We start from the raw sequence: 19,229 nt of genomic DNA, 5'->3' as shown, positions 1-19,229 counted from the left end.
CAAAAAGAGGCTTGATTTTCAAGGATTTCAGAACCCGGTTTGAGGGGCGGCTGAATAAGAATACTCCGGCGCCCTGAAGCAGCCCTAAGTTGCGGACAGACAGAAAAATCGGGAGGGATGTTTATCGAGAAAATAAAAATACCGGTCGTACCGGAAATTATGCGGATCGACACATGGACGCAGGCCATTGACATACAGCAGATTGACAACCGGCGCTTCATGTATAACCCGGACACAGGGCTATTGGTCTTAGGCCGGCAGTATGCAGTGACAAGTCTGTTGGATTCCAGCCATGCCGGTGAGCTTGCGGCTGCCGGCATTACAAAGGATTATGACGCGTTTGTCCGGGGCTGGGTCGGTACCGGAGGGGATTACCCTGTAGGAGTGATCCATTTTGCGCCCAGCGTGGATGCAAGGAATATAGAATTATTTGACCGGGCATTTGACACTTTGAAAATGTTTGCGGATAACGGGATCATGTACGGGACTGTGATCCGTGGATTCGGGAAGGAATGGGAACAGCCGGCCTCTGCCATTTTAACGGATATGTGGCAGCCGGCAGTAAAGCCTTCCGTCCGTAAGCAGCTAAAAAAACAGCCGGAGGCCAAAGCCATCCGGCAGAAAACCAACCATCAACAGGAACGATAGGAGGCGGTTTTATGAATATCAACACGATCACAACCGATGACCTGCGGGGCATGGAGGGCAAAGACGGCCTGATCCTGCAGGGCTGCGGCGGGGATTTGAAGGAATGGGTGGACGGGATCAATGATATGTTCACCGAGGCGGGCATTTTGAAGGACGGCAGTAAATTTGAGGACGTTTCAGCTTTCCAGTATGGGGAGCTTACCTGCCTGCTCTACCCTTTCGAGGATGTAAAGCTGGACATCGGGAAACTTGCCATCTGGCGGTTACAGACCCATGCGGATTTCGGGGGTACCTGGCTATCCGATTTTGTACCGAACCGTCTGGGCGGCTTTATCAGTGAGCCTTCGCCGGAGCCGGAGAAACCGGACTGCGCGTTGATCGGCCAGAACGGGAATGTTTTCAACCTGGTAGGGATTGCGGCCCGCACCCTCCGCAGGAATGATATGGCGGACCAGGCAAAAGAAATGTCGGACCGGGTGTTTGCTTCCGGCAGCTACCATGAGGCGCTGAACATCATCGGCGAGTATGTCAATATCACGGATTCCGAAAGGGAGCCGGAGCACAGGGCCTCGGTCCGGCAGCAGATAAAAGAAACAAAGACGGCGGAACCGGACAAAAAGCAGAAAACGCCGAAACAGCAGGAACGGTAAGGAGGATCAGGATGGGAAAAGAAAAAGTATACGGCGTGTGGGCGGTCCGCAGCGGCTCTTCCATTTTTGGACGTGCGGAGGGCTGGTGCAAAGAGGACGGAAAGCCTCTGGAATTTGATTCTGAAAAAGCCGCCCAGGATTACGCGGACGAGGCCGACCGCCATGCCACGGCGAATGTCCGCTACTATGTGGAGGAAAAAGAGCCGGAACCGGGCGCAATTAAAAAACGTGCGGCACAGCCGGATTTGGATGCCCGCGCCCATGAGGAAGTGGCGCCGAGAAATGACGCAGCGGAAAAGCGCAATGAGATTCCCGGCAGGCAGATCATGCCGGAGGCGGACCCATTGGTGGGAATCCGCTCTGCGGTCCACAGCAACTATGCGGGCATGGTCGCCATGCTGGGCGCAGATAACCGGGTGTACCTGGGACGTGAGGAACGCTGCCACTATCAGGATATGCAGGCATCTTATTATGACAACCAGGACGGCTCCCTGTGCTTTGTCTGCGACCAGCCGGATATGTACTATTTTCTCTATGGGGAGGGCTGGGCGCATACCCAGGCGGAAATGCTGGAGCGCGGCCTTACCCTGGGCCAGTATGAAGAATTTGCAAGGCTCCGGGACGGCGTGCTCTCACAGTTTACGCCCCACAGGGAGATCATGTTTGCCGGACAGCCCTTCCAGGCACCGGAGAGCTATCTGCGTAATGCGGAGCTTTACGAGGAAGGACAGACCGGCAATTACAATATGCTGGACGGACGCCTCAACAACGAACCGCCGGAGCGCCCCGACCTGACGGACGGGCAGACTTACGAGGAAATCCGGGAGCTTGCCCCGGAGACGCTGCCGGAGGAAACGGCAGAGAAACCTTCCCTGATGGAACGGCTGAAGGCAGACCACCCGGAGCATGAAGCAAGGCAGGCAGCGCCACTGATGGCAGAGAGGGAACGCTGATGGGCGCGGTAAGGTTTGAGGGCGTAGATATACTGGACAGCCTGGGGCAGATCATGGAGCTGCACACGCAGCACTACAAGGATGATTTTGACCTGGATAAAGAACTGATCCCAAAGCTGGCTCTATCGGGAGAACCGGAGGACCGGCGCCTTCTCTGGCTGTCACGGCCCTGCGGCACCTATACCCTGCGGGAATGGGAGGTCTATCTGGAGGGCAGCCACGCAAATAAAGTGTGGGAGTTTTACCATGAACAGACGAAAGACCCGGTCCTTGCCTATGCCCTCTCGATCAAAGACGTGCAGGACGGAAAAGTGGTCGGCAATATATATCCGCTTGATTATGGGTCGCATGTGGAGCGGGTGAAGCTGCTGGCCTGCCCCATTGGAAAAGTAGCCGTTGTGTTTGAGGACGGAGCCAATATCACGATCCCTTATCGGGACCGGAGGCAGCTTATGAATGAGCTGGCGCCGGTACATGGGAGCCCAAAGTCGATAACCGATCTGCCGGAGAATGAACGGGAACTTGCCGTAATCCTGAAACGGGAACGGCTCAAACGCTCCTGCCATGCCACAAACGGCGACATAAAAGAATATATTGACAGCCTGAAAAAGAATACCTTACGCGGAAAACTCAAAAAGTCCCGGACAGCCGCCGCTCCCGCCCATAAACCGCCTTCCACGAAAAAGGAGCCGGAACGATGAAAGCCGGGCATAACAAAAAATCCGTCCGGGTGGAATTCGTCATGTCCGAGCAGGATGCGGAGCTGGTAAAGGGGCGCATGGCGGAGCTCGGCATTACCAACCTGTCCGCATATCTGCGCAAGATGGCGGTTGACGGCTATATCATTCATCTGGATATGAGCGACATCCAGGAAATGATACGGCTCCTTCGTATCTGCTCCAATAACTTAAACCAGTATGCCAGACGTGCCAATGAGACCGGGAGTATTTACGCTGCCGACGTGGACGACCTTCGCACCCGTCTGGACAGTCTGTGGGATGGCATGGATAAGCTGCTGCGGGGATTTGCGAACATTTCGTAAACAGGCAGAAATGCCATTGATTTCCTCAGGCCGGCACGGTAAGATTCTAATAGAGGGGTAAATATGCTTCTCTTTGAAATACCCTTCGGGCATACCTGGATGTCCTGAAAAAACGGATATGGAATTAGGAAAGGAGGCGGACGTATGCGTCTGATTGGTAAACTGCTGGCACTTCCATTTGTAATAGTTACAGGGATTCTTTATCTGTTCTGCAAATTTCTTGTTGTGGTTTCCGGCGCTGTGCTGGGGATTCTGTCAGGGATTGTTCTTCTGGCAGCGCTGGCGCTGTTCTTCGCTGCCGGGTTCTGGCCGGGAATGTCCTGGCTGGTGATTGCGTTCCTTATCAGCCCATACGGCCTGCCGATGGCGGCGGCCTGGCTGGTCGGCATGATCGGCGGCGTAAATGGCGCCCTGAAAGATTTTATATTTGGTTAAACAGTTTCGGCGGGGCGCATTGGCAGCCCCGCCCTTTTTCTATAATTATGGCTGTCTGTTACGGCAGCTTTTTGATTGGAGGGATTTCATTGAAAGATACAACGCCAATTTATTTTCATTCTGCCACCTATGCGCATGAGCATGGGGAACTGGATCAGTACCACGCTTCCCACAAAGCAAACATTGCGTGCAGGGAGGCAATCGAACAGGCCATTGCGGACAACTACCGGGATAACCGTTTAGGCCCGGCATGTGTGCAGCAGGTATTACAGCAGTTTGATTATGGCCGGATTTTTTATGTCCTTGCCAACACGGTCCGGCAGAAAGATCACGACGGGCGCATTTCACGGGACAACAAGGCATGGGCGCAGACGGTCCCGGTCTGTGAAGATAAGGACGGTTTCGGATATGACCGGAATGTTTACTTTGTTGTAGACCGCTGCAATCCCGGACTTACCGACCTGTTTCTCTCCCAGGCCAGACGGGAATGTACGCCGGTCCAGGAACAGAAACCGTCCGTGCGTGACAGCCTGAATAAAAACGCCGGACAGCAGGCAGCGCACAGTAATAAAACAAAAGTGAATAAAGAACAGGCACGGTAACACAGCCAATTTTTCATTAAGGGGGTGAAGGGATGGCAACTACCCGGCTCATGCCGCTGCATGTTGGAAAAGGCCGGGATATTTCCACGGCCATAGCGGACATCATTGACTATGTAAAGAATCCGCAGAAAACCGATTTTGGGAAATTCATTTATGGTTATGAGTGCGACACCCGGACCGCTGATGCGGAGTTCCTTTTATCCAAACGGCAGTATGCGAACCTGACCGGAAGAAGCCGGGGCGCGGATGATGTGATTGCCTACCATCTCCGGCAGGCATTTAAGCCGGGTGAGGTCACGCCGGAAGAAGCCAACCAGATCGGGCGGGAGCTGGCATTGAAACTGACGAAGGGAAACCATGCTTTTGTTGTCTGCACCCATGTGGATAAACACCATGTCCATAACCACATCATCATAAATTCTACCACGCTGGACTGCCAGAAAAAATTCCGCAACTTCTGGGGCTCTACATGGGCGATCCGGCGCATGAATGACAAGCTGTGCCTGGAGCATGGGCTTTCCATTGTAGAGAATCCGAAACCCAGCCGGGACCATTATGGCACATGGATGGGAAGTCAGAAACAGCCTTCCCACCAGGAGCAGCTACGACAGGCTATCGACGCAGCCCTGGAAGAAAAGCCGAAGGACTTTGAAGAACTTTTGAAAAAGCTGGAGGCGGCTGGGATTGAAGTCAACCGGGAGCGAAAGCACCTTCGTTTTCGCCTGTCACCTGATGATAGATATACCCGGTGTGACACACTGAAAGGCGACTATACCGAGCAGGCCATCAAAGAACGGATCGCCGGCACACGGACGGCAAAGCCGCGCCGTACTTCTCCCCAAAAGCCGGTTTCCAAAGTCGGGCTGCTGGTGGATATTGAGGCGGCAATCCGTTCCGGCAAAGGTCCGGGATATGAACGCTGGGCGAAGGTGTTCAACTTAAAACAGCTCTCCCAGGCGGTGATCTGGCTCAAAGAGCATGGCGATATGAACTATGAGGATTTGCAGAAAAAATCAGATATTGCTACTGCTAATTTTAATGCTCTGTCGGTACAGATCAAGGAGCTGGAATCGCAGATGGCCGCCAACGGGGAGCTGCAGAAACAGATCGTCAATTATGTCAAGACGCGGGCGGTCTATGTGGAATACCGGAAAGCTGGGTACAGCAAAAAATTCCGTGCGGCGCATGAGACGGAAATCCTTCTGCATCAGGCGGCGAAGAAACACTTTGATGGGCTGGGGATCACAAAGCTGCCTTCCGTCAAATCTCTGCGGGAGGAATATGCCGGACTTATGGAGCAGAAACGGAAAGCCTATTCTGCCTATAAGCAGGCCAGGGCGGATATGAAGGAGCTTTATAATGTCCGGGCGAACGTGGAGCACCTGCTGGATATTCCCACTGGGCGGGAATCGCAGAGAGACACGCAGAAGTTACGGCAATAGGTTTCCTTCCGCTTTCGGTTTTCAGCGTTCCAACGGAACGCGCAGCCATCACCGCAGGTGATGATCTCAGGGGTTTGGGGACATGTCACCAACAAGCATTTAGCAGGAATTCCGGAAACGGAAATCCTGCTAAATACGCAATCTTACGTAAGATTGCATTGCTTGCCGGTAGTTGAATCTGTTTACAGTTGCCGCATTGATAAACCTTTGATAACTGCCTATAATAGAGTTATTATTTTGAACTGCTATAACAGAGAAATGCAAAAATTAAATTTTTTGTCCGCTGTAACATTTCGCGGACATTTGCCTGTTATACTATCTGCAAAAAGCAAAGGAAGTGAGGATATGAAGCAGATTTTAATTGTCGAGGACGACAGTTTTTTGAATAAGATGTTGGCCTATAACCTGACCGCAGACGGGTACGGCGTGACTTCTGCCCTGAATGCCAGGACCGCAGCTGATGTCCTGCGCCAGCGGGAATTTGATTTAGTGCTGCTGGACATCAACCTGCCGGATGGGAATGGTTTTGAACTGTGCAGGCTGATAAAGCCCCAGCACCCGGACACCATTGTAATCTTCCTGACCGCCAACGATCAGGAGAGCGACCAGATACGGGGCTATGAAGTGGGCGCGGTGGATTACATCACAAAGCCCTTTGTGATCGGGGCCTTGCAGCGGAAAATCAAAGCCATGTTCGCCATGCTGGAACACCACAAACCGGCCAGGGATATTTACAACGACGGGCGGCTGTTTCTGGACTTCTCGGAGCAGACAGCTTCCTTAAACGGCAAGCCCCTGACACTATCCCCGATGGAATACAAAATGCTGAACCTGTTCCGTAAAAATCCCCGGCAAGTGCTGACCCGTGGGCAGCTTCTGGAAAAGCTGTGGGATATAGACGAGAAGTTTGTGGATGAACACACCCTGACAACCTCCATCAGCCGGATTCGCAGCAAGATCGAATCCGACGGCGGCACGCCCTACATCAAGACCGTTTACGGCATGGGCTATCAGTGGACGGGAGGCGAGGCGAAATGAAGTTTCAAAACCTATCTGTAAAGCGGCTGTTTGGCCGGGTGGCAATAGGGCTTGTCCTCTCTATGTCCGGGATTACCATAGCCCTGTTTTTTGTGACAAAACAAACGGCGGCGCTGCTGACTGGCGGGGCGCTGCTGCTGTGCGCCCTTGTGGGGATTTTTGTACTGACGCAGGTGTTTGGAAAGCGGCTGTCGCAGTTTACCGCTGACCTATGCCAGACCTTAGACCACATGATCGCCGGAAATGAAGCGCCCCAGCGCCCGGAGGACAGCGAAACCCAGCTTGCCAGAATCGGACACCGGCTGGCAAGGCTTTATCAGATTATGCAGGAGAACCGCCGTCTTGTGGACGAGGAACGGCAGGAGTTACAGGCCCTTGTATCGGATATTTCCCATCAGGTGAAAACGCCGGTAAGCAACCTGAAAATGGCGGCGGACACCCTACTGGAAAAGCCTATGACCGAGGCGGAGCGTACTGACTTTATCCGGGGAATCCGCAGCCAGACGGATAAGCTGGATTTTCTCTTTCAGGCCCTTGTGAAAACCTCCCGGCTGGAAACGGGCGTGATCCAGTTGGATAAGAAACCGGGCCGCCTTTTTGATACCGTGGCGCAGGCTATGAGTGGGATTGTGTATGCAGCGGAGAAAAAGGAAATCACCGTGTCCGTGGACTGCCCGGAGGATTTGGCCGTTTCCCATGACAGCAAGTGGACATCCGAAGCCCTCTTTAACTTGCTGGACAATGCGGTGAAGTACACCCTGGCAGGCGGGAAAATCGCTGTGTCGATGGTACTGTGGGAAATGTATGTGGAGATCAAAGTGACTGACACCGGCAAGGGCATTTCTGAAAGCAATCAGGCCGCCATCTTCCGGCGCTTTTATCGTGAGGAAGAAGTACACGAACAGCAGGGCGTTGGCATTGGCCTGTATCTGGCCCGCAAGATCATAACGCGGCAGGGCGGCTATATCAGAGTTGTTTCGGAGCCGGGCAGGGGTTCGGAATTTTCCATTATGCTGCCTACAAAATGAAAGTAAATGAGCGAGGTGTTTCTATTATGAATGAACGAGAAAAAACGATCCGACTGTGGTTTGATATGTGGCTTTATCAGAAAGATATGGGCATTGATGATATTTTTACAGAAGATGTCCTCTATACAGAAAGTTGGTGTCCCCAGTATAGCAATCGTAAAACCGTAAAGCATTGGTTTCAGGAGTGGAATACCCGTGGAAAGGTGGTAATTTGGGAAATCAGGCAATTCTTCCATAAAGAAAATCAAACGATTGTAGAATGGTATTTCAAAAATGAAATGAACAATGGGGATATAGAGGAATTTGACGGCATTTCTTTGGTTGAATGGACAGAGGACAATAAAATAAAAGCATTAAAAGAGTTTGGGTGTAACCGCAATACTTATAATCCCTATCAAGAAAGCGACATCCCTCAATTTAGAAATCAAAAGGCGAATTGGTTTTAGAAGTGTATGAAGTTCTATACAATTCGGAGAGGCTTGTGTTTTCTTAAAAAGTTTAAAAATGAAAAGGAGAATGAATATGGAAATGAGCTATACAAAAATTGATTTGAATGAGTGGAGCAGAGGAAAGCTATTTAAGAGCTACATTGAAAATATGCGTATTGTTATGAGCTTAACTGTGGAGATTGATGTGACAAATCTAATAGAATTTTCAAAGAGAAATAATCTAAAATTTTATCCGTCTATGATATGGATTGTATCAAAAGTTGTTAATACACATGATGAGTTTAAATATAGCTGGAACGATACTGGTGATCTAATAAAATGGAATTTTATTAGTCCGTCATATACAGAATTTCATAAAGAAGATGAAAATTTCACAAAATTAGTCACGGAATTTTCTGATGATATATTTGAATTTTCTGAGCGTTTCATGGCTGACAAAGAAAAACATGAAGCGGATCGAGCTTTTGTGGAAAACCAGCCCTTGAACTTTTTTGATGTATCTTGTTTACCATGGGTAAAATACAGCCACTTTGATGTTCATGTTTTTGATGAGGGTAAATTTCTTGCACCAGTCATTACCTGGGGAAAATATGAAATGTCACATGGCAGGTACATGATGCCGCTTACTATGAACATTCATCATGCTGTGGCAGATGGGTTTCATTTGTGTAGATTTTTTAATGAGGTACAAGAACTGATAAATACACTTGACGGAGGTAATAAAGATGTATAATGCAAAATAGAAGAAATGGAAAAGCAAAGTTATCGGCTTGTCACAATGTCATTTTGGGGAACAGAAAGAGCTGTATTAGTTTTCAAAAAGGGGCTGAAAGGCAGCTTGTTTTGAACTGCTGCTGTCTTTCAATTTTAGTAAAATAGAACGTGGCGGACGGCCATTCCCGGCTGCCCGCCGCAAATTTTTTTGAAATGTCCGAGCGTTGTAACATTTCACCCCGATTTTCAATGAAATTTTTTGGCTGCTGTAACATTTCGCGGACATTTGGGTTTTACAATAGCCTTATCAAATATGGAGGTGATACAACTATGACATGGCCTTTTGAAAACGATACAAGCGCCATTACAAAAAAGTTGGCAAAACGAAACTTAAAAGCAGATAAAAGCAGAAACATCCTCATTATCATTACGATTGCCTTAGCTACCTGTTTGATAATGACAACGACCTTGTATTTTTTTGCTTCGCAGCGAAAATCATTAAATGATGCGGCTGGGCGTTATCAAGCAATCATCAATGAAGTCGATAATGATACCATTACGAAATTAGTAAATGACGATAGGGTTCAAGTGGGTGTAAGTCATTTGTTGGGTTTAGTATCTTATGGGGACTACAAATTAACCGTTCGTTCAATGGACGAAACGCTGATGAAATTAGCAAAATATCCTGATTTAGAGGGAGAATTGCCCAAATCTACAAATGAAATTGCTATCACAAAGGCGTTTCTTGATAGAGCTGGATTGTCCAAATCCATAGGCGATACTATATCGTTAAATCTGGGAGATGGAGAAAAAGATTATACCTTATGTGGTATTTTGCCTGTCGAAAATTCAAATTATTCCGTATTCGTGCCGCAGTCCTATATTGAAAACAAGATCAGCGAACCGGCATACTCCGCTTATATCCGTTTGAATGAATCTGATGGTTGGTCTAAGGCCGCTATACAAGCTGAATTATCAACATTGTGCAGAGAATTGGAAATACAGCCGGAGCAAATGCAGTTTTCAACATATTATTTTTCTCTCATTGAACAGAGAAGCAGTCAATATATCGCTGTAATAGCATTTATCAGTTTTATTATCGCTTTGGCTTGTACCCTTGTTATTTACAGTCTGTTCTATGTGTCCATAGCCAGAAAAACAAAAGAATATGGGAAACTGCGGACAATAGGGGCAACTGGAAAACAGATGAAAAAAATCGTTTTTAGAGAGGGATTCCATCTTTCCAGAATTGGTATTCCGATTGGAATATTAGCCGGTGCAATAGCGGGGTATGTCCTTGTCCCACAAGGCTGGAACACTTTAATGGTATTTGTAATTGCCGCTGTCACAGCTCTGTTTGTGTATCTATGCGTTATGATTGCTGTAATTAAGCCAGCCAAAACTGCTGCTCATGTTACGCCTATTGAAGCAGTCCGTTATATGGCGGGCAATAATGATGTAATGTCCAACAGTACAAAAGTGTTGCATCGTTCTCTATCCGCGAAAAATTTAGCTTTCCTTAATTTTGCAAGGAACAGAAAGAAAACCGCTTTAACGATCCTGTCGTTAGGGGTATGTGGAATTTTGCTGATGGCAAGCTCTGCATATTTTAATTCCATTGATCCTTTAGCGATGGCGCGCAGGAGTTTTCCTTACGGAGAAATTCGCCTTGAATTAGGCGATTACGGGCCGCAGGCACATAACAGCGAACAATATTCAGAACTCCAAAAATCAAATCTGCTCACAGAAGATTTTAGAGAATCCATTTTGGACATAGATGGTGTGGAAGAAATAAAAGAATACCAGGGCACCGTTTTGAATGTCCGTATGCCAACGGGAGATATTGAACCGGTTGTTTCAGACGCATATATGCCAAGCTCTCAAAAATTGCTTGAAGAATATTTGATTGATGGTACAGCAGATTTGCAAGCACTACTCAATAATAATGGCATTATTATTGAAAATGGCCCACAGTGGAAAGAAACTTTTGGGTGGGATGCAGCGATTGGGGACGAAATTCTGATTGAAGTTGGCGGACAAACATTGGAAGTAAAAGTAATGGGAATTGTGGACGCTGATATCCCGTATGGCGGATATGATACGCTATTTATTCCTTTAGAAATGCTGTCAAAGATCGTTCCTGTTGAAAACCTCAATTATCAATTTATTGTAGATACAGATGACAGTAAATGGGCAGCTGCAAAAGATGAAATCCAAAAGATAATTCCACCGGCTTCCAGCGTCTATGTTAGTACCTTGAATGATTGGGTAGAGGCATACAACGAAAAACTATTGAATTATCGTATGCCAGTTTACATTTTTGTTATGTTTATCGGGGTTTTTGGCATTATCAATCTGCTAAACACACTGATAACAAACATCTTGACACGGAAGCGAGAATTAGGTGTTTTGCAAGCGGTTGGTTTGAGCAGTAAGCAGCTTTCAAAAATGTTATTGATAGAGGGCTTGTTCTATACATTAGGGGTGCTGCTTCTTTCCATATCATGCGGAACTCTTATCGGGTATCTTCTCTGCACCGTCTTTAGTGCAATGAGTATTTTTGGAAAAGTAAGCTATCATTTTCCGACAGTTGAAATGTTCAGTTATTTTATACTGATGCTTGCCGTCCAAATGCTTTTCTCGTATTTGGCAATCCGGCAGATAAAAAAACAATCTCTGGTAGATCAAATACGGGAATTATCATAGAAATTTTTGAAATGTCCGAGCGTTGTAACATTTCACCCCGGTTTTCAATAAAGTTTTTTGGCCGCTGTAACATTTCGCGGACATTTGGGTTTTACAATACCCTTATCAACAGGCAGAAAGCCTTGAAAGGAGTTTTGAATATGAGCATTTTACAGACGATTGACCTAAAAAAGCATTACGGTGCAGAGCCGAACATTACCCGCGCCCTTGACGGCGTGAACTTCTCCGTAGACGAGGGCGAATTTGTGGCCGTTGTGGGAACCTCCGGCAGCGGCAAGTCCACCCTGCTTCACATGATGGGCGGGCTGGACACTCCCACCAGCGGAACCGTGATTGTCCGAGGCGAAGAACTGGCAAAGAAGAACGACGAACAGCTTACCATCTTCCGCCGCCGCAACATCGGCTTTATCTTCCAGAACTATAACCTTGTTCCCATCCTGAATGTGTATGAGAACATCGTCCTGCCGGTGGAGCTGGACGGGGACACGGTGGACCAGAAGTTTTTGGACGAAATCGTTCACCTGCTGGGGCTGGAAGATAAACTGAAAAATATGCCGAACAATCTCTCCGGCGGCCAGCAGCAGCGTGTGGCGATTGCCCGCGCCCTGATTACCAAACCGGCTATCGTGCTGGCCGACGAGCCGACCGGCAACCTTGACAGCAAGACCAGCGCCGAGGTGCTGGGGCTTATCAAACGCACCAGTGCGGAGTTCCGGCAAACCGTAGTGATGATTACCCACAATGACGATATAGCCCGCCTTGCAGATCGGATTGTCCGCATTGAGGACGGAAAGATTGTGGAATAAGGAGGTGGCAGGCTATGACATGGCCTTTTGAGAATGATACCAGCGCCATTACAAAGAAGCTGGCAAAGAAAAGTTTACAAAGCGAGAAGCGCCGGAATCTGATGGTGGTGATCGCCGTTGCGCTGGCGGCGTTTCTGATCTGCTTTACGGGAATTGTGTCTACTTCCCTGACACAAATGCAGCGCAATCAGGTTGTCGATACTTATGAGGCGGTCTGGCTGGGCGTGGAGGAAAACGACATTGAAACCCTGAAAGGACTGCCGGAGTTTGAGCGCGTAGGCGGCTACTATATGCTGGGTGAGGAACTTTCGGAACAAGGCTATCATGCGTCCTATGTGTATTGCGACGCGCAAATGATGGAGATTACCAAGGCACAGATGAAGTTGTTAGAGGGCCGGGTTCCTGAAAAAGCAAATGAAGTTGTCGTAAGCGAATACTTTCTTTCCACCTATGGAAACAATGCCAAGATCGGGGACACTGTGACCTTCGATACCGAGAGTTTTCATGGTGATTATGTCGTTACCGGCATTATGGACAGTGTAAATGAAAAAGAAGCGAATACCTGCGCTATCATTCTTTCCAACGCTGCCCTGACAGAATGGAAAGGGTTTGACCCGACTGGCTATCGCGCCTATGTCCATTTCAAAAACAGCGACCAGTTAGGCGAAGAACTGATAACCTCTTATTGCAGGGAGATTACAGAGGAATATCAGCTTCCTAATCTCCGCATGAACAACAGGTATTTTACTTATGTTTCTAAGTCCTTTAATTTTGCACTGATGGCTGGCGTGATTGCCATTGTGCTGATCGGCGGCTATATTGTGATCCAGAGTATCTTCCGTATCTCCATCAATGACAAAATCAGGAGCTACGGGCAGCTACGGACGATTGGTGCAACGCCAAAACAAATCAAGCGGATTGTAAAGCGGGAGGGACGCAAACTCGGCAGTATCGGAATTTTGATTGGTACAGTGCTGGGCGTATGCGCTGGTTTTCTCCTGTTTTCCAAGGGATTTAACGCTGTTTCCTATGTGATTATGATTTCCCTGACACTCATAAGCTGCTGGTTTATGGTGTCTATTTCCATCCGTAAGCCAGTAAAGATTGCGGCAGGAATTTCCCCTATTGAAGCCGTCCGTTTTACCCCGGTGCAAAAGGACATCCGCAGCCGGAAAAAGAATATCAAGCTCAATCCTGTTTCAATGGGAATTGCGAATTTTAAGCGTGACCGAAAAAAGACCGTTGCTATTGTAACCTCATTGAGTTTGGGCGGAATTATTCTGCTTGTGGTATCTTCCATTGTTTTGCTGCGCTCCCCAGAGGCGCTTGCAAGACAAGAGTTCCCGGATGGTGACTATAAGGTTTATCTGGATTCAAAGTTGTCAGAACAAGAAGTCATGGCAGCAGGAAATCCACTGAATGAGGAACTCAAACAGGAAATTTTGTCTATTGACGGTGTAACCGATGTGATTGCAAAAAGGCAAAGCCTTCATATAAATTATAACGTCAACGGAATTGAATATGGTGGTATGTGTGATATACTGACTGATCAAAATTATTCTAAGGTTGAAGCTTCATTGATAGAGGGCACTATGCCGACGGATACACACAGCATCCTAATTGATTCGGCAACAAGTAACCGTGAACATATAGGTGTCGGAGAAACAGCTGAACTTATCTCCGGGAAATCAACCATTCCGGTTACTATATCCGGGGTGTTTAACAATAATCTGGATAATGGACATGGAACACATCACTTTGACGGTGTATTGGAATTTGCACCGGAAGCATTGTTCCATGAACTGCACCCGGAAATCACCTCTTTCGATTATTCATGGAGCATTGTAAGTGATCCCCAAAAAGCGGATCATGTGAGGGATGAATTAAAAAATATTATATCCGCTCATACGGATATTGCATTAGATGATATTAACACTGTAATTGAGTATGAAAAAAATATAAATTCTTTTGTATTTGGCAGTATGGAGGTACTTTCTTGGCTGGTATTCCTCTTTGGCGTTATCAACCTAATTAACACGACCCTCTCTAATCAAATGTCCAGAAAACAGGAAAACAGTGTTTTGCGTTCCATCGGACTGACCCAAAAGCAGCTATGTAAAATGAATATCTGCGAGGGGCTGTGCTATGCATTCTTTGCAACATTGGCGACGCTGATCGTTGGGCTTCCGGCTTCCATCTTTGCTTGCAGCAAATTTAGTGTAGGAGCTTTTGCCGGAAAAGTAGTGCCTTACAAATTCCCGGTTTTGGAAATGGGTCTGTTCATTCTGGTATTGTTCGGAATGGAGCTGATTTTGTCTGTATGGACAGTCCGCAGACAGAAAAAACAATCTCTGATTGAACAAATGCGGGCGATGGAATAGGAACAAATTGTGGAATAAGGAGGTGGCAGACTATGACATGGCCTTTTGAAAATGATACCAGTGGCATAGTAAAGCGCATATCAAACCGCAGTATATCAGCAAATCGAAAAAGAAATATCTTTATTGTTTTGACGATTGCACTTGCCAGCGCATTGCTGTCTGCTATTGTCCTCTATGGCTTTGGGGTTATGCAGGAAACGCAGAACCGCAACCAAAAAACAGCGCAGATTATGTATCATGCGATTTCTGAACAACAGGGACAGGAACTATACAAGCAAGAAGAAATTGCGTGGGTTGGGGAATTTTTTAACGCATTTTCTGAACAGGTAAACCATTCAACCGTGAATTTTACTTATGCAAATGCAGATATGCTAATATCCCAAAGTATGCCCTATTCGGGAGATTTACCAGCTTCGGAGGATGAAATTGTAGTACAGGAATCCTTTTTGGATAGTTTGGGCTATTCAAATGAATTGGGACAGACAATTCAAATCCCCTTTTCTGACGGCACTACCCATGATTTCAAATTGACGGGAATCTTAAATGTGAAAACCGGCGATATTGGACGCTATACAGCTATTATATCGAAAGAATTAGTAAGACAGCAGTATGGCGACGAGGGCATGATTGATTTTTACATTGGGCTGAAAGACGCTCAAAATATGAGCGAGGAAGAAGCCGCCAACTATGCAAATACTTTGGCACAGCAATTAGAAATTTCCGATGATAATGTGATTGTCCGTTCCACTTATTTCAACTTAAAGGACGAAAATCGTGGAAGTGATATGCTGTTCTACTTCTTGGTCGGTTTTATAACTTTCATTGGTTCCGGCATTGTGATCTATTCGATTTTTTATATTTCAGTAGCAAGCAGTATCCGTAACTATGGACAGCTTCGCACAATCGGAACAACAAAACGACAGATCAAAAAGATGGTTTACCGCGAGGGAAAATTACTTGCTGCCATTGCTATCCCGATTGGTCTGGTTATTGGAAATGTGATTGGGTATTTTCTGGTTCCTGCCGGTTGGTACTGGCTGACTGCTTTATGTGTGACGGTCGGGGTTGGCCTTTTTGCATTTATTATTGTGATGATTGCTATTCATACTCCTGTAAAAAGAGCTGCGGCAGTATCTCCGCTGGAAGCATTGCGATATTCCGATTATCAGGGGAAAATGAAAGAAAGTTCCGTGTTGCACCGTAAAATAACGCCTGCTTCACTTGCTAAAATGAATCTGTCCAGACAAAAGGCAAAGTCCACTTTAACAATACTTTCTCTTTCACTCGGCGGAGTATTGGTTGTATTGATTTCGACAATGTTAGTTTCCTATGATGGCGTTGCAGAGGCAAGAGGCAGGGTGTTCCCTGTCGGTGAATTTAACATCCAGCTCAACGCAAATCAATCGTGGGACACTGCCGGTATTTCTTTGTCTGGATTGCAGCAAAAGAATTTTCTAAATGCCGATTTTGTAAATGCAGTAGAATCTATTGATGGCGTTACAGGAATCAAGCGCTGGTATTACACAGACGCAGAATATCTTGTAAATGGCAATTCTGGAAAATGGATTCAGGGCTTTTGCCGGGATGAGCAGCAGAATTTGGAGAAAGAGCGAATTGCGGGAACGATTGATTATGATGAACTGGTGGCAGGCAATGGAATTGTCTTGCTTCAAGAGCGTGCCGATCTCTATGATATTGAGGCTTCGTTGGGTGATACCGTCGAAGTGGACTATAAAACCGAATCCGGGCAAATTCACACAAAGACCTATACAGTCATGGGCATTGTAAACGAATATTCTTACTCCGGCTTCTCAAAGTGCTTTACGCTTCCAGAGCAGCTTATGAATGAAGCGACCGGGATAGATTGCACAGGTACGATTTCCGTAATTACCGATATGGAAAAATTTGATACGGTTGAAGCCGCATTAAATCAACGGATAGACGGAAATAGCGATTTGGTTATGGAAACCATAAAAGAAAGTATCACTTATTATAGCGGGCTTCAACAACTTTCTTTCGGGGTATTGTTGATCGTGGCTGTTATTGTTGTGTGCTTTTCTTTAATCAACCTTGTCAATACGACAATCACCAACTTCTTATCCCGTAGGCAGGAAATTGGAATGTTACAGGCGATTGGTTTGAGTAAAAAGCAGCTTATCAAAATGCTGTGCTATGAGGGGCTAATGTATTCAGTTTTTGCTACGCTGGTAACATTGGTTTTGGGGACTGGACTGGGCTTCCTATCCGTACAGGTAGTTGTGAAAACGATGAATCCATACTTTTACTATTCATTTCCGTGGCTGATCGTATTGATATATTTAGCAATCCTGCTGATTGTGCAATTCACCTTGATTTCTTACACAACTGGAAATCTGAAAAAGCAATCTCTTGTTGAGCAAATCAGGACGATGGAATAACCATATGAGATCGGCGGGGCGGCGTATGCTGCCCCGCTTTTTTCGCAATTTCTCAAAAATTTTTTTGAAATGTCCGAGCTTTGTAACAATTCAGCCTGTTTTTCTGCCGAAATCAAAGGCACCTCGGACATTTGTGTAACATTTGTAGTGTATGCTTGTGGTAAATCAATATTGGGGGTGAAGATATATGAAAAAGATACTGCTGATCGACGACAGCGACACCTATACATGGTGTCTGCAAAAATACTTACAGCACCGGGGCTACCCGGTGAAAACGGCTTGTACACTGAAAGAAGCGCGGGCCGCCATCCAAGAGGAAATGCCGCTGGTGGTCTGCTGTAATCTCGATCTGCCGGATGGTTCCGGCATGGACTTTCTGAACGAGGTGCGGGCCGCAGATAAGGAGCTGCCTTTTATTCTGGCGTCCTGCCATGACAAGGACGACTACGAACAAGAGGCTATGCGCCGGGGCGCGACGCTGTGCATGGACAAAATGAAAGGACTGCTGCTGCAAGATAAGCTGGTGGAATACGCCTACCGGCAGTTATCCGGCGAACCAGATTCAACTTTTCATAAGCTGCTCTTTGTCCATGCGGAAGATACCAGCGCCGGAGTACTGCGGGCTGCTATGCTGCAAAAGGGCCTTGACCTGATTCTGGTTTCCTCGATAGCAGACGCCAAGTGTCGGATTTTTGAGGATGAAGAAATAGAACTGATCTTGTGCGATCTGGAACTGCCGGACGGCACAGCAATGGAGCTGTTTCATACGCTGCGACGGGTGGCAGGGATGTTCCAAATGAAGAATCCCCCTGTCCGGCTTCTGCCGTTCTTTATCCTTACCGAGAACAGCGACCCTGCCACGGAATATGAATACCGGCATGAGGGTATCAATGACTATTTCATGTCCCCGGTCAATATTCCGGAGCTGATACGGAGAATTATGTATTTTGTTGAAGATTCAAAATAATGGTAAAAATCTTGAAATAAAGTTGATTTGAAGGAGGTGGTGACATGGGAAATTAGCCGTATTGGATATATCTGAATCCGGCAGACAAATTGGAGAAAAATTGTTTGCTTTGCTTGATACAGAGCAGCAGAAAGATTTATTGCAGTATATTCTTAATAGAGAAAATCTGAGTGATTTTCCCGATATTTTCCTATGTACTGTTTCTAAATGTCACGGTTTCCAGAATGGTTCAGTTCAACCATTATTGGAAATCCGGGAAGGTGATCTGTATTTTTGCCTGGAAGAAAGAACGGTGTGTGTCGGCAGTCAGGAGATAGAATTAACAGCTAAAGAATTCGATGCACTCCACTTACTGATTGTCAACAAGAAACGGGTATTGACCTTTGAGACCATAGCTTACCATGTTTGGGGCGAAGAATATATTGACGTTACACCAAAAACAATCCATAATCTGTTGAGCCGCCTTCGCCAGAAACTTCAAATTGCACCTGAAGCACCTGAATATGTTATCAGTGTGCGAGGCGTCGGTTATAAATTCGATGCTGGAATATGACAGATAAATTTAGGGCATTTTTAGGACATTACCGGGAAAGGCTGGCGATAAAAAGCGAATATGCCCCTGTATAATATCCCCCATGTAACAGGTTGGGGGATATATCAAAGTATAGTGACAAATCCATTTATACTCCCCCAGATATGGGGGCAGACATGCACATTAGAAAAGTCCTATATTTTCACAGGAAACGACAAAAAAATAGCCAAATATATTTTAGTGCCGCAGTTCAAAAAGCTGCGGCACTTTTTGTATCGACATATTTTTATTTTTTCTCCCAGCAATCAGCAAAATGTTCCATTAAGCGCGCGCCTGTAACAAAACGGGTACGCGCTCTTTTCTTATCTACAAAACAGACAAACTTTCCTGCTGCCTCTGTTGCAGGTGATAGTCCGGGG

18 protein-coding genes are annotated in these 19,229 nt (G+C 46.7%); all 18 read left to right on the top strand.

The window, feature by feature from the left end; genetic code table 11:
- Positions 1-117 precede the first annotated feature (117 nt).
- Complete coding sequence (locus tag VSQ62_RS21870; protein WP_004083345.1) at positions 118-648, top strand: hypothetical protein; 531 nt, start codon at positions 118-120, stop codon at positions 646-648.
- 11 nt (positions 649-659) lie between these two features.
- The gene (locus VSQ62_RS21865) at positions 660-1,298 is read left to right on the top strand and encodes a hypothetical protein (RefSeq protein WP_160275156.1); all 639 of its coding nucleotides are present in this window, start codon (positions 660-662) and stop codon (positions 1,296-1,298) included.
- Positions 1,299-1,309: 11 nt separating this feature from the next.
- Complete coding sequence (locus VSQ62_RS21860; protein ID WP_160275155.1) at positions 1,310-2,251, top strand: DUF4316 domain-containing protein; 942 nt, start codon at positions 1,310-1,312, stop codon at positions 2,249-2,251.
- Entirely contained in the window at positions 2,251-2,952 is a 702-nt protein-coding gene (locus tag VSQ62_RS21855; RefSeq protein ID WP_160275154.1) for a hypothetical protein, read from the top strand. The genes VSQ62_RS21860 and VSQ62_RS21855 overlap by 1 nt, the downstream gene beginning before the upstream one ends.
- Positions 2,949-3,293, top strand: coding sequence for a plasmid mobilization protein (locus VSQ62_RS21850; protein WP_004083349.1), 345 nt, complete (start codon positions 2,949-2,951; stop codon positions 3,291-3,293). Before VSQ62_RS21855 ends, VSQ62_RS21850 begins: the two co-directional genes overlap by 4 nt.
- 144 nt (positions 3,294-3,437) lie before the next feature.
- A complete protein-coding gene (locus VSQ62_RS21845; RefSeq protein WP_160275153.1) occupies positions 3,438-3,728 on the top strand; it encodes a CD1845 family protein in 291 nt (96 codons plus the stop codon).
- 89 nt (positions 3,729-3,817) lie between these two features.
- Complete coding sequence (locus tag VSQ62_RS21840) at positions 3,818-4,330, top strand: DUF3849 domain-containing protein (protein ID WP_160275152.1); 513 nt, start codon at positions 3,818-3,820, stop codon at positions 4,328-4,330.
- A gap of 32 nt (positions 4,331-4,362) precedes the next feature.
- Positions 4,363-5,772, top strand: coding sequence for a relaxase/mobilization nuclease domain-containing protein (locus tag VSQ62_RS21835; RefSeq protein ID WP_160275151.1), 1,410 nt, complete (start codon positions 4,363-4,365; stop codon positions 5,770-5,772).
- 345 nt (positions 5,773-6,117) lie between these two features.
- Positions 6,118-6,810, top strand: a complete 693-nt coding sequence (locus VSQ62_RS21830; RefSeq protein ID WP_160267771.1) for a response regulator transcription factor — start codon at positions 6,118-6,120, stop codon at positions 6,808-6,810.
- Positions 6,807-7,838, top strand: coding sequence for a sensor histidine kinase (locus VSQ62_RS21825; RefSeq protein WP_160275150.1), 1,032 nt, complete (start codon positions 6,807-6,809; stop codon positions 7,836-7,838). Before VSQ62_RS21830 ends, VSQ62_RS21825 begins: the two co-directional genes overlap by 4 nt.
- Positions 7,839-7,864: 26 nt before the next feature.
- A complete protein-coding gene (locus tag VSQ62_RS21820) occupies positions 7,865-8,284 on the top strand; it encodes a nuclear transport factor 2 family protein (protein WP_016323777.1) in 420 nt (139 codons plus the stop codon).
- 76 nt (positions 8,285-8,360) lie between these two features.
- Positions 8,361-9,020, top strand: a complete 660-nt coding sequence (locus VSQ62_RS21815; RefSeq protein WP_160275149.1) for a CatA-like O-acetyltransferase — start codon at positions 8,361-8,363, stop codon at positions 9,018-9,020.
- 311 nt (positions 9,021-9,331) lie between these two features.
- Entirely contained in the window at positions 9,332-11,707 is a 2,376-nt protein-coding gene (locus VSQ62_RS21810) for an ABC transporter permease (RefSeq protein ID WP_334636878.1), read from the top strand.
- Positions 11,708-11,847: 140 nt separating this feature from the next.
- Positions 11,848-12,513, top strand: coding sequence for an ABC transporter ATP-binding protein (locus tag VSQ62_RS21805; RefSeq protein ID WP_160275159.1), 666 nt, complete (start codon positions 11,848-11,850; stop codon positions 12,511-12,513).
- A 14-nt stretch (positions 12,514-12,527) separates the two neighbouring features.
- On the top strand, positions 12,528-14,894 hold the full coding sequence (locus tag VSQ62_RS21800) for an ABC transporter permease (RefSeq protein WP_160275147.1): 2,367 nt from the start codon (positions 12,528-12,530) through the stop codon (positions 14,892-14,894).
- Positions 14,895-14,926: 32 nt separating this feature from the next.
- The gene (locus tag VSQ62_RS21795) at positions 14,927-17,311 is read left to right on the top strand and encodes an ABC transporter permease (RefSeq protein ID WP_160275146.1); all 2,385 of its coding nucleotides are present in this window, start codon (positions 14,927-14,929) and stop codon (positions 17,309-17,311) included.
- A 187-nt stretch (positions 17,312-17,498) separates the two neighbouring features.
- Positions 17,499-18,278: a response regulator gene (locus tag VSQ62_RS21790; RefSeq protein ID WP_016222142.1), complete on the top strand. Its 780-nt coding sequence runs from the start codon at positions 17,499-17,501 to the stop codon at positions 18,276-18,278.
- Positions 18,279-18,339: 61 nt separating this feature from the next.
- Positions 18,340-18,831, top strand: a complete 492-nt coding sequence (locus VSQ62_RS21785) for a winged helix-turn-helix domain-containing protein (RefSeq protein WP_022745526.1) — start codon at positions 18,340-18,342, stop codon at positions 18,829-18,831.
- Positions 18,832-19,229 lie beyond the last annotated feature (398 nt).

Source organism: Sporofaciens sp. JLR.KK001 (genome assembly GCF_036941055.1).
GTDB lineage: Bacteria > Bacillota > Clostridia > Lachnospirales > Lachnospiraceae > Sporofaciens.
Note: the sequence above shows the minus strand (reverse complement) of the source record. Positions and strands in the feature narration are given on the sequence as shown.

What these genes read in the sequence shown, in the direction of transcription:
- VSQ62_RS21870 (WP_004083345.1), top strand. Translation starts at nt 118, where the DNA reads ATGTTTATCGAGAAAATAAAAATACCGGTCGTACCGGAAATTATGCGG.
- VSQ62_RS21865 (WP_160275156.1), top strand. Translation starts at nt 660, where the DNA reads ATGAATATCAACACGATCACAACCGATGACCTGCGGGGCATGGAGGGC.
- VSQ62_RS21860 (WP_160275155.1), top strand. Translation starts at nt 1,310, where the DNA reads ATGGGAAAAGAAAAAGTATACGGCGTGTGGGCGGTCCGCAGCGGCTCT.
- VSQ62_RS21855 (WP_160275154.1), top strand. Translation starts at nt 2,251, where the DNA reads ATGGGCGCGGTAAGGTTTGAGGGCGTAGATATACTGGACAGCCTGGGG.
- VSQ62_RS21850 (WP_004083349.1), top strand. Translation starts at nt 2,949, where the DNA reads ATGAAAGCCGGGCATAACAAAAAATCCGTCCGGGTGGAATTCGTCATG.
- VSQ62_RS21845 (WP_160275153.1), top strand. Translation starts at nt 3,438, where the DNA reads ATGCGTCTGATTGGTAAACTGCTGGCACTTCCATTTGTAATAGTTACA.
- VSQ62_RS21835 (WP_160275151.1), top strand. Translation starts at nt 4,363, where the DNA reads ATGGCAACTACCCGGCTCATGCCGCTGCATGTTGGAAAAGGCCGGGAT.
- VSQ62_RS21830 (WP_160267771.1), top strand. Translation starts at nt 6,118, where the DNA reads ATGAAGCAGATTTTAATTGTCGAGGACGACAGTTTTTTGAATAAGATG.
- VSQ62_RS21825 (WP_160275150.1), top strand. Translation starts at nt 6,807, where the DNA reads ATGAAGTTTCAAAACCTATCTGTAAAGCGGCTGTTTGGCCGGGTGGCA.
- VSQ62_RS21820 (WP_016323777.1), top strand. Translation starts at nt 7,865, where the DNA reads ATGAATGAACGAGAAAAAACGATCCGACTGTGGTTTGATATGTGGCTT.
- VSQ62_RS21815 (WP_160275149.1), top strand. Translation starts at nt 8,361, where the DNA reads ATGGAAATGAGCTATACAAAAATTGATTTGAATGAGTGGAGCAGAGGA.
- VSQ62_RS21810 (WP_334636878.1), top strand. Translation starts at nt 9,332, where the DNA reads ATGACATGGCCTTTTGAAAACGATACAAGCGCCATTACAAAAAAGTTG.
- VSQ62_RS21805 (WP_160275159.1), top strand. Translation starts at nt 11,848, where the DNA reads ATGAGCATTTTACAGACGATTGACCTAAAAAAGCATTACGGTGCAGAG.
- VSQ62_RS21800 (WP_160275147.1), top strand. Translation starts at nt 12,528, where the DNA reads ATGACATGGCCTTTTGAGAATGATACCAGCGCCATTACAAAGAAGCTG.
- VSQ62_RS21795 (WP_160275146.1), top strand. Translation starts at nt 14,927, where the DNA reads ATGACATGGCCTTTTGAAAATGATACCAGTGGCATAGTAAAGCGCATA.
- VSQ62_RS21790 (WP_016222142.1), top strand. Translation starts at nt 17,499, where the DNA reads ATGAAAAAGATACTGCTGATCGACGACAGCGACACCTATACATGGTGT.